Source organism: Crocosphaera sp. XPORK-15E (assembly GCF_034931425.1).
In the GTDB taxonomy this organism is placed as follows: domain Bacteria; phylum Cyanobacteriota; class Cyanobacteriia; order Cyanobacteriales; family Microcystaceae; genus UHCC-0190.
Genome location: NZ_JAYGHQ010000003.1, coordinates 92,227 through 107,382, shown reverse-complemented (window position 1 = coordinate 107,382; position 15,156 = coordinate 92,227). Strand labels below are relative to the sequence as shown.

Genomic DNA, 15,156 nt, shown 5'->3' with positions numbered 1-15,156 from the left:
TTACTAATTAACCAAATTGTTCTTCAATATCAAGATCAAACAACATTTGTAGAGATTGTAAACATCGTTGTCGCGCTTCAATATCCTGTTGCGCTCGTAATTGTACCATTGGTTCATGAAGAATCTTATTCACAATACCTCTGGTTAAAGCTTCAATTACCTCTTGATGTTTCTCAGCAAACTCTGTCCCTAAACGAGATAAGGCCTTTTCTAATTCCTGTTCCCGGATACTTTCTACCTTCGTCCGTAAACAACTAATAGTCGGAACCGTTTCTAGGGAACGCCACCATAATTCAAAGGCTTCCACTTCCTCCTCTAATAACCCTTCCGCTTCTTGGGCCATTTGACGACGACTGGCATGATTTTGAGCCACAACCGCCTTTAAATCATCCACATTATAGGCCTGCACCGTATCCATGTCTTTAACATCTGTTGCCACATTCCGAGGAACAGAAATATCAAACAACATCAACCCCTGTTCAACAGATACAACCCCACTAAGGTTTTCCCTGTGTAAAATAGGTTCTGTTGCCCCTGTACTGGTAAAAACGAGGTGACAGGTAGCCACCACGGTCATCATGTCTTTAAGGGGTGCTAAATGTAGCTTTGCTTGGGGAAACTGACTGGCTAATTCCTCAGCACGACGTTGAGAACGGTTAACAATGGTGATAGAAGTTGCGCCCTTGGCCAAGAGATGTTGTACCAAGAGGCGGGCCATTTTCCCTGCCCCAATAATACTAATATTACGGGTAGCAAATCCATCAACTTTCGTTTGTGCTAATTCTACTGCCGCAGAACTAATAGAAACGGCACCCGTTCCAATATTCGTCTCACTTCTGACCCGTTTTCCGGCAGTAATAGCCTGTTTAAAAAGGCGATCAAGAAGTCGTCCGATGCCTTTATATTTTTGGCCTAATTTGTGAGTAGTTTTAACCTGGGCGAGAATTTGCCCTTCTCCTAAAACTAAACTTTCCAAACCAGCAGACACCCGCATCAGATGACGTACCGCGTCTTGATGGAGGAGAGTAAATAAATAGCGTCGCAGATAATTTAAAGAAATATGTCCCGTTTCCGAGAGAAATTGAGTAATTTCTACTACCCCTTTTTCCGTATCGCTGACGACGGCGTAAATCTCTAAACGGTTACAGGTGCTAATAATAGCAACTTCTTCAATATGGGGATAACCCCGTAAATGGGCTAAAGCTTCCTCAAGTTTCACCTCTTGGATACTCAATTTTTCTCGGACTTCAACTGGGGCGGTTTTATGGCTTAGGCCCACCACTGCAATGTTCATAGGTTCTCCTACAAGGGTTTAATCTTGCGTTGCTCGAAAAAATGGACAAATGGAATAAGTGCTACTGTCTCTAATTTTTGCAATTTAGACCCAACTTGCCCCAATAACAAATATTTTGAAAACAAACTTTATAAAACTTAAAAAAAGGGACTAAAAAAATTCAGATTGAGACTAGAGCAAGGTTATCCCTACTCTGTTACCCCTTATTGTGACATCCTCCCGACACCGACCGAAGCGGTACGGTGCGGGCTTCCCCATATCACTATGAGGCTTTCCTGCTTCTACGGGAGGCTCTAGATGTCTTTTTAGGGACATCCCCGATAACCCCTTCCTCCACAGGCAGCTTGACCCCCAGTCCGAGGGCTGCAAGTCCACGTTGCTCTACTACCATGGCCGCAGCAACGTCCCTATCAGTTACAAAACCGCAATTAGAACACTCATGCACTCGTTGGGACAATTCTTTCTTGCCAGTAACCACGCCACAGTTAGGGCATATTTGGCTAGTGAAATTAGCATCAACTTTCTCAAAATAGACATCTCGTTTCCAAGCGACGTGCTTTAACGCCTCCAAAAAACCACCGAAACCAGCATCAAGAGTATGCCTGCACAGCATTCCTCTAGACATGGCTTTTAAGTTTAAATCTTCAGCAAAAATTACTTGAGCTTGGTTACAAATATGATGGGCTACCTGATAATGAAAGTTTTTGCGAGTGTTATAAATGTGTTCATGAAGTTTGGCTACTTTTTCACGGGCTTTGTGCCAGTTTTTTGACCCTTTCTGTTTTTTTGACAGTCTTCTTTGTAGCCATTTAAGCTGACTTTGAAGCTCAACAAAAAACTTGGGTCTAGCAATTAATTCCCCAAGAGATGTAGCAATAAATTTCTCAAGTCCCAAATCAATCCCAAGAGATGTTCCTTGAGGCTTTGGAGAAGGAATATCAACATCTGATTGAATACAAATAACAGCATACCAACCAGAAGCCTTTTTCACTATCTGGACTTGTTTAACAACAAATCCATCTGGGATAGGTCTGTGTAAATTAATCACCACAGAGCCTATTTTTGGAAGTCTTAATTGATATCCAGTTACAGGGTTTTCCCTGAATTGAGGAAAATTAATAGACCGAAACTGACCATATTTCTTGAATCTAGGAAAACCAAAACTTTTTTTCCAGAAAAAGTTAAACGCTTTGTCCAAACGACCCATAACTTCTTGCAATACCTGAGACTGAACTCGTTTAAGTTCTGGGTATTGCTGCTTGGCTTGAGTTAACGCTTTTTTCTGTTTATAATAGTCTGGAAAAGGTTGATCAGCAGGTATAATATATTCAGACCGAAGACTACAAGCGTTAACCTGACACTTGCGAGAATTTATCCACTCTTTTCGTTCTGCCAAGGCATAGTTATATACACCTCGACAGAGTTCTAGCCACTCAAGCAATTCTTTTTCTTGACTAGCATCTGGATAAATTCGATAGCAATAATTAAGGTTTAGCACTTCCTTTGTCTGAATAACTTAGTCCCAGTTTAACCCAGTTAGGGAAAATGTGTCAATCCCTAACAATAAATATTTGTCAACTTTCGGGGCATCGAACCCCTCAGTTGACCCGCCTATCTGTTACTGAGCTTGTCGAAGTATCCCGACGCTCCCCTATCGGGAGAGCGCGGGGCTTCTTGGCGGGGAGCTAAATCATCTATTTACAGCCAAAATCTTAAGATCTCAGGATTTCCCCAAGAATCATTAAGATGTACTGTAGGGGCGAATGGCCATTCGCCCCTACCAAGATTTGCTGATTGTGAACGCCTTATTTCAGGTTGATGTACTTAGGCTGTTCCTGGATGTGAATTGTATCCACAAAACGGGCGGTTTTCGACTGACTGGAGATGACCAAACTCTGGGTTCTGGCTCCGCCGTGGAAGAAGCGCACCCCTTCCATTAAGGTTCCAGGAGTAATACCACAAGCCGCAAATAATACGGTTTCCCCATTGGCTAATTCATCGTCATTGTAAACGCGATCGGGTTCGGTGATGCCCATTTCGTTAAGACGAGCTAGGTTTCCTTCTCGGCTTTCCCCAATTAAACCTGTTTTGACCACTTCGGGATCATAGATTAATTGTCCTTGGAAGTGACCCCCTAAGCAACGCATAGCAGCAGCAGAGATGACTCCTTCAGGAGCAGCACCAATACCCATTAAGGCATGAATGTTGGTTCCGGCAAATCCGCAGGAGATGGCAGCAGAAACGTCACCATCACTGATTAGACGAACTCTGGCCCCAGCTTGACGAATTTCTTGGATTAATTCTTTGTGACGGGGACGATCCATCACAACTACCACTAATTCTGCCACATCCCGTTCTAGGCATTCCCCTAAAATTTTCAGGTTTTCGGTAGCAGATTTGTTAATATCAACATGACCTTTGGCAGCAGGGGGAGCCGCTAATTTTCTCATGTAGAAGTCAGGAGCAGCAAATAAACCGCCTTTTTCGGAGATGGCCAAAACTGCCATTGAACCGTTTTGTCCGTAAGCGACTAGGTTAGTGCCTTCGCAGGGGTCAACCGCGATGTCAATTTCTACTAATTCATCAGGGTTACAGTAAGCATGAGCGTCTTCACGGGTGCAAATGCCTACTTCTTCGCCAATATAGAGCATGGGAGCTTCATCCCGTTCCCCTTCTCCAATGACGATACGACCACGCATATGAATTTTATTCATTCTTTCGCGCATGGCTTCTACCGCAACATGATCAGCGATATTTTTCTCGCCTTTACCCATCCATTTTGCCGAGGCGATCGCCGCTTGTTCGACAACCTCGATAATTTCTAAACCCAGTGTGCTTTCCAAGGTATATCCTCCCTATCTGCTTATCTTATTTCCCTGGCGTGGTCTTTTAACCGTCAGTCAAAAGTCTATCAGAGTCGGGGATCTCATTGAAATCTTAGCGGGGAGTAGTTGGGTTAATTTTTGTATCATTTTGCCTGATTTTGCGATTCTATCCCCTAAAAATCCCGATTAAATCTTTTCTTAATTATTTTTAAGGGTTTGTTAATTCTCAAAAAACCTCAAAAATCATGTAATTAATCTTTGTGGCGATCACCTCATTGACGGATTAACATAATCTTTGCATACTACATTTTGAAGTGCGAAAAATGGGTTTTAAAATTCTGCTTCATCAATAAACCTCCAATTTTTATAATGAGATATATTGTCAATGATGAATAATGGAGTTTTATATTTACATGGTAGCTATTTATTCTATGGGATGTGTCTTGAGTCCAGTTATGGATGAACAATTATTAATCTTGATTAAAGTAATACTGACTTAACAGTTAATTTTTGTTAGGGTATTTTATATCCATTATCTCCCAAAAACAGCAGGAATAATAATCGTTGCTGTTGCTGCAATTATCAAACTAAAGGCCAAATTAACAACCTGTTGAGATGCTTTTTGGTAAGTTTCTATCCGAATATCAATTTGTATGCTATAAATAAATCATTGGAGTAAGTTTTTAAAGTTATGAAATGCAATTTTACATTAGAATACTGGATAGACGATGGTTGGTATGTCGGAAAACTAAAAGAGATACCAAGTATTTTTAGTCAAGGACAAACTTTAGAAGAATTAGAGGAGAATATTCAGGATGCTTATCAAATGATAATAGAAGAAAATTCAGAAAGTATTCCCAACAGTCAAACCAAAGAAATTACGGTAGATATCGCGTGAAACGAGGTAATTTTATTCGAGAATTAGTCAATAAGGGATGTTACCTAAAACGTCATGGAAAAAAGCATGATATTTATATCAATCCTAAAAATGGAAAACAGTCCCCCGTTCCTCGTCATCCTGAGATCAAAGAAAGTTTATGTAACTTAATTAGAAAACAGTTGGGAATAGAGAAATAAAAGAGATAAAATGCTTTTTGGGAATTGATTCTAATTAGATTATCTTAAGCTGAAATCTTATTAGTTCCTAAGAATTGAGCAATTAAAGGCTGATTAACTGTTAGTTTACTTACACCTAAGACAGAAAATCCTAATAAATTTCCTTCTTCATCTACTCTTTCCATAACAGCATCATTATCAGTTTCTCTCATGTAACCTGCTTTATTTGAAAATAATACTTCTAAAAAATCTCCTTCTTGGTCATACCAAATTTTTACAGTTGTTTCCATATTAATTCTCCTCGTTTAAATATTTAATATCAATAACTTTTCGTTCTATTTTTTCTTCCCCTGTCGCTGGATTAATTGATGTTAATTCTTCAAAAATCACTATATATAAACGATCTATCGTTAGCTCAATATTGGTATCTTTTAGTACATGATCTAAAATATCACCTGTATATATTTTTTTATCCTCTATACTTAATATTTCAAGATAATTACGCTTACTTTTACTAGCTAATAATAGTTTTCCCCGAACTGTAATTTCTTCAGGATTTTCAGTTTCCATTTTATTAATAAAATCAATAGTATTAACTGTATTTTCATAAGTTAGATACGCATGACCACCAGCTTCAGGATTAACTGAACCCCAATCAATATAAAAGTTAGATTGATCACGAATTAATTCGGCTAAAAATTTACGATATCTGGATGCAATTCTTTTTTTTAAATGTAATAACATCTGTCTCAAATTTTCTTTATCTGAGCTATTACTAAGATTTATTAATTCTAGGAAATTTTGAGATACTCTTTCTGCAAGAGGCCTTTCTTCAAAAAGATCTAATTGCTGATTCAGTTTTGCAAAAGCTAATTTTACACCAAAAGAACCTTTAAAAGTTTCAAAGACTGAAATTTCTGTTTTCTCTAAAACTTTTGGAGAAATTCTGCTTCTTATGCTTTCACTTTCCTGACCACTTCCTAATTCGCCAAAAGCGTCGAATAAATTTTGTAGAGAAACAAGAACAAGACCCATTTTTTTAGCTGAAAATTGTTTTTTATACTCATCATATATAAATTGAAATCTTAAACTAATTATTTCTGTTTGTTGTTCTAAAGCAACTTGATGAGGACTTTTAAAGTCCTTTAGAATTTCATCTTTAGATTTATTATCTACAATTTCTAAAGTTCTCAAAACATCATACATTCGAGAATAAAAGTCAGGTATTTCTTGATCTAATGGCAATAGTAATGAATACTTTTTATTGTTTTTATTAATAGTCAATATAATTGCTCTATCATCTAGTTTCGATTCTTCTTTCCAACCACTATTTTCCAAGTATGTGTACACATAACTTGGATCTATTGAATTGATATTATCAATAGGTAGGTTAGTAGAAGTCATCATAAATTTTCCCTCCTTCCTATTTTCTCCATCATTGTTTGAAGACTAGCAGGTGTAAATAAGTTTTGACGAGGTAATTCAACTGTTATGTTCTTTGTATTTTTTGTAGGAGGTTGTCCTTTTAAAGAAACCCAATAACCACACTTTTTCATTAAAATATCTTCTTCAGTTATTTTTAACCAGTTATGTATATCACTAGGAACCAAAACAACTACTAATATTAAAGGCATAATGGCTCTTGTATCAATTAAAGTTTTATAGTTGTTAACAGGAAGAGGAAATTTGACACAATTTTGTTTTCTAATATTTTCAGATTCAGTACACTTAACCTGTGCATCAATTTTAGGAAAAATAACTTCCCCCACTTCTCCAGAAGCTTCAATAGTTACATCAATTCCAGCATTATCCATCGCTCTATTTTTGCGACAAACTGAATAACCTGCGACTGAAGCAACTGCTTCTATATAAGCATAACTAAACATTTCTTTCTGAGTATTGAGATCCATCGATAAGCTCTTATCAAGAATATCTTAAAATAGCCTTAATCGAAGGGTTTATAATAAGTAAGTAGGTTAAATTTCTAAAAATTGATTTTTTCATACTTAAAAATTTCTCCATTACATCACCAGTTTTAAGGGAATCAGTCCATTATAGCAAAAGGATGAACTATTAAAGCTCATCCTTTTAAAAATTATTAATGATTCATTAACAGTTAACTTAACCTTTCTCAACCTCCGCTACCATTAGCAAAGTTTTCAACACAGAATCAGGGTTTAAACTCATCGAGTCAATTCCTAATTCTACTAAGAATTGAGCAAACTCAGGATAATCACTGGGGCCCTGGCCACATATCCCAATTTTACGCCCTTTTTCCTTAGCAGTTTGTATCGCTAATTTAACCATTCGTTTGACTGCTTCATTCCTTTCATCAAACAATTGAGAAACTAAGGCAGAATCCCGATCTAACCCTAATGTAAGCTGTGTTAAATCATTAGAACCGATGGAAAAACCGTCGAATATTTCAGCAAATTGATCCGCTAAAATGACGTTACTGGGTAACTCACACATCACATAAATTTGTAACCCATTAACCCCTTGTTTTAAGTCATGTTTTGCCATTTCTTCGATTACTTTTTTGCCTTCTTCTGGGGTTCGACAAAAGGGAATCATGGGTATAACATTGACTAAACCCATGTCATCTCTTACGGTTTTCATGGCTTGACATTCTAAGGCAAATGCCTCCCGATACATGGGATCATAATAACGAGAAGCACCCCGCCATCCAATCATGGGATTATCTTCTTTCGGTTCAAATTGTTGCCCTCCTAATAAGTTGGCATACTCATTAGATTTGAAATCAGACATCCGTACAATGACAGGTTTAGGATAAAATGCCGCCGCAATAGTAGCAATACCTCGCGCTAATTTATCGACGAAAAATTGCGGTTTATTGTCATAGCGTTTCGTCAATTCGGCAATTTTTTCCTTAACATTTTCATCCTCTAATTCATCAAACTTCATTAAGGCTAAAGGATGGGCTTTAATATGATTGGCGATGATAAACTCTAGACGGGCTAAACCAACACCATCACAGGGAATTCCTGCTAAGGAAAATGCTTGTTCAGGGTTGCCCACATTCATCAAAATTTGGGTGCGAGTGGTGGGTAAATTATCTAAGGGTGTTTCTTGTATTTCAAAGGGTAATAACCCCTCATAAACCCTTCCTTCGTCTCCTTCTGAACAAGAAACGGTAATTTCTTGACGGGTTTTGATTTTGTCTGTAGCATCACCACACCCTACAATCGCGGGAATTCCCATTTCACGAGCTATAATAGCCGCGTGGCAGTTACAAACAATAATGGGGGTATATTTAGCCGTAAAAACGACATAATTATGATGCTCATCAACGGTAATATTGTAAACGTCCCCCTCAGTTTCTTCTGATACTTGAATAACGCGCTGCATTCTCGTATCTCCGTTAATAAGTTGCTCAAATTCACCCATTTCTTGCAGTTGTTTATCAGAAATTAGGAAGTTATTGTCATGACGAAGTTTAATTTGTCCTGTTCCTGAATTGTCAAAGAGTTGACGAGTGGCAAAAAAGCGAGTTTGAATAGTTCTCGGAGTAACTTCTCCTTTAACTCGTTGGGTATATTGCAAAATTTCCTCTAGTTTTTCCACAATTTGTACATGATAAATATTGCGGTTGTTGGTAACTTGAGGAACAGTATTAATTTTGAGACAAGCAATGATAACTGCTTGTAGTAGATTTTCTTCAGAGATATAGATGTTAATACGGTTATTATGATAACAACCATCTCCATCAATTACACCTGCTAAAAAGTGATAGGAAAGTTCAGCATCATTTTCTAAGAGAATTTGGGTGATGTTTTGTTCTTTCTCTTTTAAATCATAAGCAATCGCTTTAGAATAAAGACGATAGGCAGTCCCTTGGCCTATTACTTTTTGTCCTCGAATATAACCAGCCGAAACGGGTTTAAGTTGAGATGTAAACGATTTACCATACAGATTATTTGCCTTCTCATTCATCGTTGCAATGAAGGCTTGTTTTTCGGGTACATCTTTTTGAATAAACTGCACCTCTCCATGATTTGAACTGGTATAAATTGACCCATCGGTAATAATTCCACCCAAGAAATAAGCTAAATCTGCTGCTTGGTTATTGCTATTACCTAACTTGGGAATATTTTGGGCAACTGTAACCATTTCTTGTCGATCTAAGATCTCTTTAATCTCGGTTTTAGTGTAGCTACCTCCCCTGATATTAACCATTTTATGATCAGGAGTAAGACGCAAGGTATTATCAGTTATTTGGCCCGTTTGAGACACACTAATATCAATCATTTTAGATTGACGTTTCATCGTATCTAAAATCGGTTTCCACTCAATTTTATGGGTAGTCGTATTGAGAGATAAGGTTGATAACCCTTGATATCCTTGTTCATAGACTTGACGTAAAGTCATAAACCCTTGATTAGTCAAGATTTTTGTATTACCATCAAAACAGGTTCTACCCCCCTGGTTAGTCACGATCGCACTGGCTTTTTTCATGATCGGTTCCCAGTCAGGATCAGTACGATTAGTAACGAGGACTTCCCCTGGTTTAAATTGTTCAATTTTGCTGGCCTCAAGGATAACGCGGGCTTTTCCCTGACCGATCGCCGCCCCCACACTGCGCCCAATGGCAAGAACGTTACTATAGTCTTTTAATTGGTAATTTTTTAGGATATTTGCCGCTTTTTGGGATTGTACAGTTTCAGGGCGGGCTTGAACAATGTAGAGTTCTCCAGTACGGCCATCTTTGGCCCATTCAATGTCCATGGGGGTATACATTCCCCTGACTTGGGAGTAATGATCTTCAATAATACAAGCCCATTTACCAAGTTTTAAAATTTCCTCATCAGTTAAACAAAATTGCTCTTGATCATAGGGTAAAACTTCCACATTTTTAGTCAGTTTGGTTCCCCCTGTATCGTAGACCATTTTAATTGCTTTGGTGCCAATACGCTTTTCTAAAATGGGACGATAACCTTCTTTTAAAGTCGGTTTAAAGACATAATATTCATCGGGGTTAACTGAACCTTGAACCACATTTTCTCCTAACCCGTAAGCTGCGGTAATTAGGGCAGCATTTTTAAACCCGGTTTCCGTATCAATAGAAAACATGACTCCTGCTGAAGCTAAATCTGATCTCACCATCTTTTGAACTCCCACAGAAAGGGCAACTTCAAAGTGATCAAAATGTTTATTTTGACGATAAGAAATAGCGCGATCTGTGAACAAAGAAGCAAAACATTTATGACAAGCTTCTAAGACTCCTTTCATACTATGAATATTGAGGTAACTTTCTTGTTGTCCGGCAAAACTAGCTTCTGGCAAGTCTTCTGCCGTAGCACTGGAGCGCACTGCAACATCAAGATTTTGGGTTTCAATTTCACATTCTTCGCGGTATTTAGCATTTAATTGACTACAGTCATTACGATAGCGATCGCATAATTTTTTGTAAGCTTCTGTGATCGCTTTTTGTAAATCCAGAGGAAAGGGAGTATTTAAAATTAACGAACGGGCTAATTGTCCCCTTTCCTGTAAATTAGTCAGATCATTAACATCTAAATCCGCAAATAAATCTCTTAATCTTGACTCTAAACCTGCAGATTTTATAAAATAACGATAGGCATAAGCGGTGGTTGCAAATCCTGTCGGAACATTCACTCCTTTAGATTGCAATTCTTGGATCATTTCACCAAGGGATGAATTTTTTCCCCCCACTAAACCCACGTCATGAGTACCAACTTCTTCAAACCAAAGAATAAATGCCGTTTCTCTGTTAGTTGTTGAAGTGATTTCAGAGTTGACAGTTACCATAAATATTTAACCCTAATTCTTATCTCTATTTTAACGAGTTTTTACCCTAACCGTTATCTTATTAATTTTTGTCAATATAATATATTTTTTGTTGACAATTTTACAGAAACATACTACATATAATTTTAAAAAAATTGTGAGAGTTATGAATTAACAATAAACAACGCCTCTGTAACCTGTAAGCCTTTCAGGTTACAGGTTTGAAGGTGGTTAGTAGTTAATTAATAGTGATTTCGAGATAAGATTTTGTGACCTTGTCAAAAAATCAGGTTTATTTGCGTAAAATTTAATCATTTTGATAATATAATTACTGTAAGGTATATTAAATATTATGGTTACAGTCACCCGTAAACGATTTACGAGAGAAGAATATCATAGATTAGGGGAATTAGGGTTTTTTCACGAAGAAGAACAAGTGGAGTTAATTCGGGGAGAAATTATTACTATGCCAACGAAAAAAACTCCTCACTCAGTTTGTAATACCCGTTTAATCACTCAATTAGTCCTACTCTTAGGCGAAAAAGCGATAATTCGAGGTCAAGAACCCATTATTATTGCTCCTGATAGTGAACCCCAACCTGATGTGGTGATTGCCATTAATAAACCTGATGAATATTTATCTTCTCACCCCTATCCTGAAGATATTTTATTGCTCATCGAAATTTCAGACTCGACTTTAAAATATGATCAAAAAACTAAATTACCCCTATATAGTGAAGCCAGAATTAAAAATTATTGGATAATCAATTTAGTTGATAATTATTTAGAGACATATCAACAACCTTTTCAAGACTTACAAGGTAACTTTAATTATAGAAATAAACTAATTATCTTACCCGATACTACAGTTGCCATTCCAGAGTTTCGGGATCTATATTTAGACTTAACTAGGATATTTCCCAGCAAATCTCAGCAAAGTTCCTGACATCGAAATCAGAAACGTGTCCCCCTAAGCTGTGACTGGATTATATATTCTTGGAGATATCTAATAAACAAGGGACAAATTATTGAGAAATGTTACAGGCGATCGCCAATCAGAAAAGTATTTTTGAGCTACTCTCTAACCTGTAAGCCTTTCATAGATAAGGTTTGAAGCTGGTGCTGTAGAAAAAATTTTTATTTCCCTACGTTATAGTGTCACATTCTTGGGTTTTGTGACACTATATATCAGACATCTCTATCGGTGGCTGATATATAGTGTCATTGATAATTACCACAACAAAAGGAGGTTTGTCCTATGTCACGATGAGGAACTTTATTGCCAAATAACTCAAAATAACTCTAAATACCTAATCTAGAGGTTGCCCAGCCCAAATGATGTCTCATGCAAGTAGCATAAACAGATATTGATTTGTCCTGACTTAGACATAGACATAATCTTGAAATGATAATTTCTGGGAAATATCTAGGTAACAGTTTCATTGAGAATTACCACGACCAAAGGAGGTGTGTCCTATGTCACCATAAGGAGTAGTTCCGATGACCAAACCAACTGATAAATCACTTCAGACTTATCTATCAACACTTCTAAAACCTAAAACGCCGGAGCAAGTTAAGCAATCAAATTACTTTTTTGCTTATATTAAGCGATCGCTTCAGCAGAATTATTTAGCAGATGTTGATGCCCATGAAGTGCTTGATGAATCAGTTCTTCGGTTAATTCGTTATATGAACAAACACAAAACAGAGGTAAAAAGCTATGAAGCCATCCTAAAGCGCATTAGTCTAAATGTCATTCGTGAAATGAGTCGAAAACAAAAACTCAAGCAACGAGTTGACTATCACACTATACAACATACACTAAGTCAACTTCTCCATGAAATTGACAAAAAACTTGGTCAACAATCGAATCTCTTAGATGTAGCAAGTCTTGCTGAATATGAAAATCAAAGAGTAAAAATCAGGAAATCATTAGTGAGTAAATTTCCTCAAGAGTATAGTTTTTTAAGAGATTAAATCCTGTTTTTCAGAGAAAGTTGCTCTTATTTTCCTGTAAACAAGTCAAAAGATGGGATGAACCCATCTTATAGAATTTTAGGGATTCAGTAGGTGAGTCAAAACTAATAAAGTTAAACAATACGATATAAATATTGTGTACAAAACCAATATCTCTAAATTGTTCTCATTTTCTTGTTTGCCTTGACTCCATTGTTTCCTAATTACCCTAAATGCAGTCATCAATATATTCAAAAAATAAACCATAATTACGTCACCAAACTTTCTTCAATTAATAGTGATTTGAATGTAAGCTTTTGTGACATGATCAACATACTAAAGTTTTTTATATTTCAAAATTAATCATGTTTATCATATAGTTGTTTTGAGACATGATAACCATTTGACGTTAATGTTAAAAAAACTTTAATGGTTAATTCTGCTAGAGTTGATAAGCTAGAGAAAGCGTAACCTATGATTAATTCATGGTTGGGCCCCCTAAACTCTTTTTAAGTTCTTAACAATAAGCATGATTTCTGATTTCGCTTCATCTGTCCCCCTACAACAACAGTTTAATCGCGCTACAATTCGACCCGTTGCCGCTTCAGAACTGCATGGCATCGCCTTCTATGGTAATAAATTATTAGCAATCGATACCAGAAATGGCTATCTTTTAGCAATCGATCCCCTGACCCATAATACGCAAATTATCAATTCCCATCATTGGGAAAACTTTATCGGGGCAACAGGCTTGGCGATCGCCGATAATCAACTCTGGTTTACCTCTCGTAACAATGTCTATTATTGTTCCCTGGATGATCCAGAATTTAACTGTGAGCTTTTTACCCGAATGCCAGATCCGGCCAATGGGATAGCCATTTGGGAATCAACTGTTTATGTATCCTGTCAAAAATCTGGGTATATATTTGTCTTTAGTCGGGATACAGGGGCAGAAATAACCCGTCTTTATACTCCAGGAATTGGGGTAGAAAATTTAACGGTTAGGGGGGAAGAATTATGGGTTAGTGATAGTTTAGAACAGAGTGTTTATTGTCTAGATAGAGCAACGGGAAAACAACGTTTTAGCTTATTAACTCCCTTTGAGTCTCCCACAGGGTTAACCTTTTATCACAATACAGAAACAGGGAAAGACATTTTATATGTGTCTTATGTCAATCAAGAACCCTATATTCGGGATAATCCTAACGCCGATCCCAATCATGAACTATTGTATCGGGTTCAGACTTTTATTCATCCCCTATATTTTCATTATGATCCTGATAATCACTATGCCTTGTCCAATGGTTATCTGATAGAAATGTCCTATGTGGAAGAATTAGCACCCCTCGATCCCCTAGAATTAAACAACTTAGAATGGCGCATGGCCTTACCTGCGGAAACTCACCGTCAGAAAGTGAGAAAAGTTGAGGCTGTTGGTTTACCTTTTACGGAAATTGTCGAAAATGGTCAGCGCGTCGCTGTTTTTAAGTTTGATAAACTAACAGAGCAGACCCGTTGTATTTTTGGCTGGAAAGCGTTGCTCGAAGTGCGGAGTATTAAATATAATTTAACCCCGAAAGACTGTGAAAATGTGCCAGAGCTTCCCTCTGATTATGGCGATCGCTATTTAATTGATAATGATAATCTGGCCATGGAAACGGAGATTATTCAACGGGCCGCGGCTGAAGCGGCTGAGCGAGAAACCAATCTCCTCAGAAAAGTCTATACTATTCGTAATTATGTCTATGATCGTCTTTCCTATGGCATCAAACCTCATATTGATACCCCTGATATTGCTTTGAGAAGGGGGGTAGGCTCCTGTGGGGAATATGTCGGGGTTTTACTCGCCTTATTTCGTCTCAATGGCATTGCTTGTCGAACCGTGGGACGGTATAAATGTCCTCCCTATGCTCTAACCCGTCATCTTCCCTTACAACCAGATTATAATCATGTTTGGCTAGAATTTTATATTCCTAGCATTGGTTGGTTGCCCATGGAATCTAACCCTGATGATATGTTTGAAGGGGGCCCTTATCCCACCAGATTTTTCATGGGACTAGCTTGGTATCATGCAGAAATGAGCAAGGATGTTCCCTTTGAACGCTTGATGCTTGATGATGTCGTTTTGAATAAACAACAGGTTTCTATTGGGGCTTTAGCCATCAATCATGTTCAGTTTACCATTCTGGATGAACTTGATTTTAATTAAAAATGCGATAGCTTCCCCGTCGTCTACCCCTAAGCTGATGACAATCA

Annotated in this window: 12 protein-coding genes; 5 read left to right on the top strand and 7 right to left on the bottom strand. The window is 37.5% G+C overall.

The window, feature by feature from the left end; genetic code table 11:
* Nucleotides 1–7: 7 nt before the first annotated feature.
* The 3 genes from VB691_RS03400 to glpX form a co-directional block, all read right to left on the bottom strand.
* Nucleotides 8–1,294: a glutamyl-tRNA reductase gene (locus VB691_RS03400; protein ID WP_323290051.1), complete on the bottom strand. Its 1,287-nt coding sequence runs from the start codon at nucleotides 1,292–1,294 to the stop codon at nucleotides 8–10.
* Between the two features lie 262 nt (nucleotides 1,295–1,556).
* Nucleotides 1,557–2,792: a transposase gene (locus VB691_RS03395; RefSeq protein WP_323290050.1), complete on the bottom strand. Its 1,236-nt coding sequence runs from the start codon at nucleotides 2,790–2,792 to the stop codon at nucleotides 1,557–1,559.
* 307 nt (nucleotides 2,793–3,099) lie between these two features.
* A complete protein-coding gene (gene glpX, locus VB691_RS03390) occupies nucleotides 3,100–4,137 on the bottom strand; it encodes a class II fructose-bisphosphatase (protein ID WP_323290049.1) in 1,038 nt (345 codons plus the stop codon).
* A gap of 673 nt (nucleotides 4,138–4,810) precedes the next feature.
* Here glpX and VB691_RS03385 point away from each other — a divergent pair.
* Together VB691_RS03385 and VB691_RS03380 are read left to right on the top strand one after the other, a co-directional pair.
* Nucleotides 4,811–5,017, top strand: a complete 207-nt coding sequence (locus VB691_RS03385; protein WP_323290048.1) for a type II toxin-antitoxin system HicB family antitoxin — start codon at nucleotides 4,811–4,813, stop codon at nucleotides 5,015–5,017.
* Nucleotides 5,014–5,196, top strand: a complete 183-nt coding sequence (locus VB691_RS03380) for a type II toxin-antitoxin system HicA family toxin (protein WP_323290047.1) — start codon at nucleotides 5,014–5,016, stop codon at nucleotides 5,194–5,196. The genes VB691_RS03385 and VB691_RS03380 overlap by 4 nt, the downstream gene beginning before the upstream one ends.
* A 44-nt stretch (nucleotides 5,197–5,240) precedes the next feature.
* Here VB691_RS03380 and VB691_RS03375 read toward each other — a convergent pair whose 3' ends face one another.
* The 4 genes from VB691_RS03375 to ppsA all read right to left on the bottom strand — a co-directional run bounded on the left by VB691_RS03375 (nucleotide 5,241) and on the right by ppsA (nucleotide 10,965).
* Nucleotides 5,241–5,465: a DUF2283 domain-containing protein gene (locus VB691_RS03375; protein ID WP_323290046.1), complete on the bottom strand. Its 225-nt coding sequence runs from the start codon at nucleotides 5,463–5,465 to the stop codon at nucleotides 5,241–5,243.
* Nucleotide 5,466: 1 nt separating this feature from the next.
* A complete protein-coding gene (locus VB691_RS03370) occupies nucleotides 5,467–6,582 on the bottom strand; it encodes a hypothetical protein (protein ID WP_323290045.1) in 1,116 nt (371 codons plus the stop codon).
* Nucleotides 6,579–7,085, bottom strand: a complete 507-nt coding sequence (locus tag VB691_RS03365) for a DUF4365 domain-containing protein (RefSeq protein WP_323290044.1) — start codon at nucleotides 7,083–7,085, stop codon at nucleotides 6,579–6,581. The genes VB691_RS03370 and VB691_RS03365 overlap by 4 nt, the downstream gene beginning before the upstream one ends.
* A 211-nt stretch (nucleotides 7,086–7,296) precedes the next feature.
* Nucleotides 7,297–10,965 (bottom strand): phosphoenolpyruvate synthase, encoded by a 3,669-nt coding sequence (gene ppsA / locus VB691_RS03360; RefSeq protein WP_323290043.1) that lies wholly within the window; start codon nucleotides 10,963–10,965, stop codon nucleotides 7,297–7,299.
* A 331-nt stretch (nucleotides 10,966–11,296) separates the two neighbouring features.
* On the opposite strand from ppsA, the gene VB691_RS03355 reads away from it, so the two are divergent.
* The 3 genes from VB691_RS03355 (at nucleotide 11,297) to VB691_RS03345 (ending at nucleotide 15,109) form a co-directional block, all read left to right on the top strand.
* Nucleotides 11,297–11,890 carry a Uma2 family endonuclease gene (locus VB691_RS03355; RefSeq protein WP_323290042.1) on the top strand — a complete coding sequence of 198 codons (594 nt, stop codon included), beginning with the start codon at nucleotides 11,297–11,299 and terminating at the stop codon, nucleotides 11,888–11,890.
* Nucleotides 11,891–12,444: 554 nt separating this feature from the next.
* Nucleotides 12,445–12,921 (top strand): hypothetical protein, encoded by a 477-nt coding sequence (locus VB691_RS03350; protein WP_323290041.1) that lies wholly within the window; start codon nucleotides 12,445–12,447, stop codon nucleotides 12,919–12,921.
* A gap of 508 nt (nucleotides 12,922–13,429) precedes the next feature.
* The gene (locus VB691_RS03345) at nucleotides 13,430–15,109 is read left to right on the top strand and encodes a transglutaminase domain-containing protein (protein WP_323290040.1); all 1,680 of its coding nucleotides are present in this window, start codon (nucleotides 13,430–13,432) and stop codon (nucleotides 15,107–15,109) included.
* The last annotated feature ends 47 nt before the right edge of the window (nucleotides 15,110–15,156 follow it).

Bases quoted from the DNA above. Each gene is read 5' to 3' on its own strand.
- VB691_RS03365 (WP_323290044.1), bottom strand. From the start codon at position 7,085: ATGGATCTCAATACTCAGAAAGAAATGTTTAGTTATGCTTATATAGAA.
- VB691_RS03355 (WP_323290042.1), top strand. From the start codon at position 11,297: ATGGTTACAGTCACCCGTAAACGATTTACGAGAGAAGAATATCATAGA.
- VB691_RS03400 (WP_323290051.1), bottom strand. From the start codon at position 1,294: ATGAACATTGCAGTGGTGGGCCTAAGCCATAAAACCGCCCCAGTTGAA.
- ppsA (WP_323290043.1), bottom strand. From the start codon at position 10,965: ATGGTAACTGTCAACTCTGAAATCACTTCAACAACTAACAGAGAAACG.
- VB691_RS03385 (WP_323290048.1), top strand. From the start codon at position 4,811: ATGAAATGCAATTTTACATTAGAATACTGGATAGACGATGGTTGGTAT.
- VB691_RS03350 (WP_323290041.1), top strand. From the start codon at position 12,445: ATGACCAAACCAACTGATAAATCACTTCAGACTTATCTATCAACACTT.
- VB691_RS03370 (WP_323290045.1), bottom strand. From the start codon at position 6,582: ATGATGACTTCTACTAACCTACCTATTGATAATATCAATTCAATAGAT.
- VB691_RS03375 (WP_323290046.1), bottom strand. From the start codon at position 5,465: ATGGAAACAACTGTAAAAATTTGGTATGACCAAGAAGGAGATTTTTTA.
- VB691_RS03345 (WP_323290040.1), top strand. From the start codon at position 13,430: ATGATTTCTGATTTCGCTTCATCTGTCCCCCTACAACAACAGTTTAAT.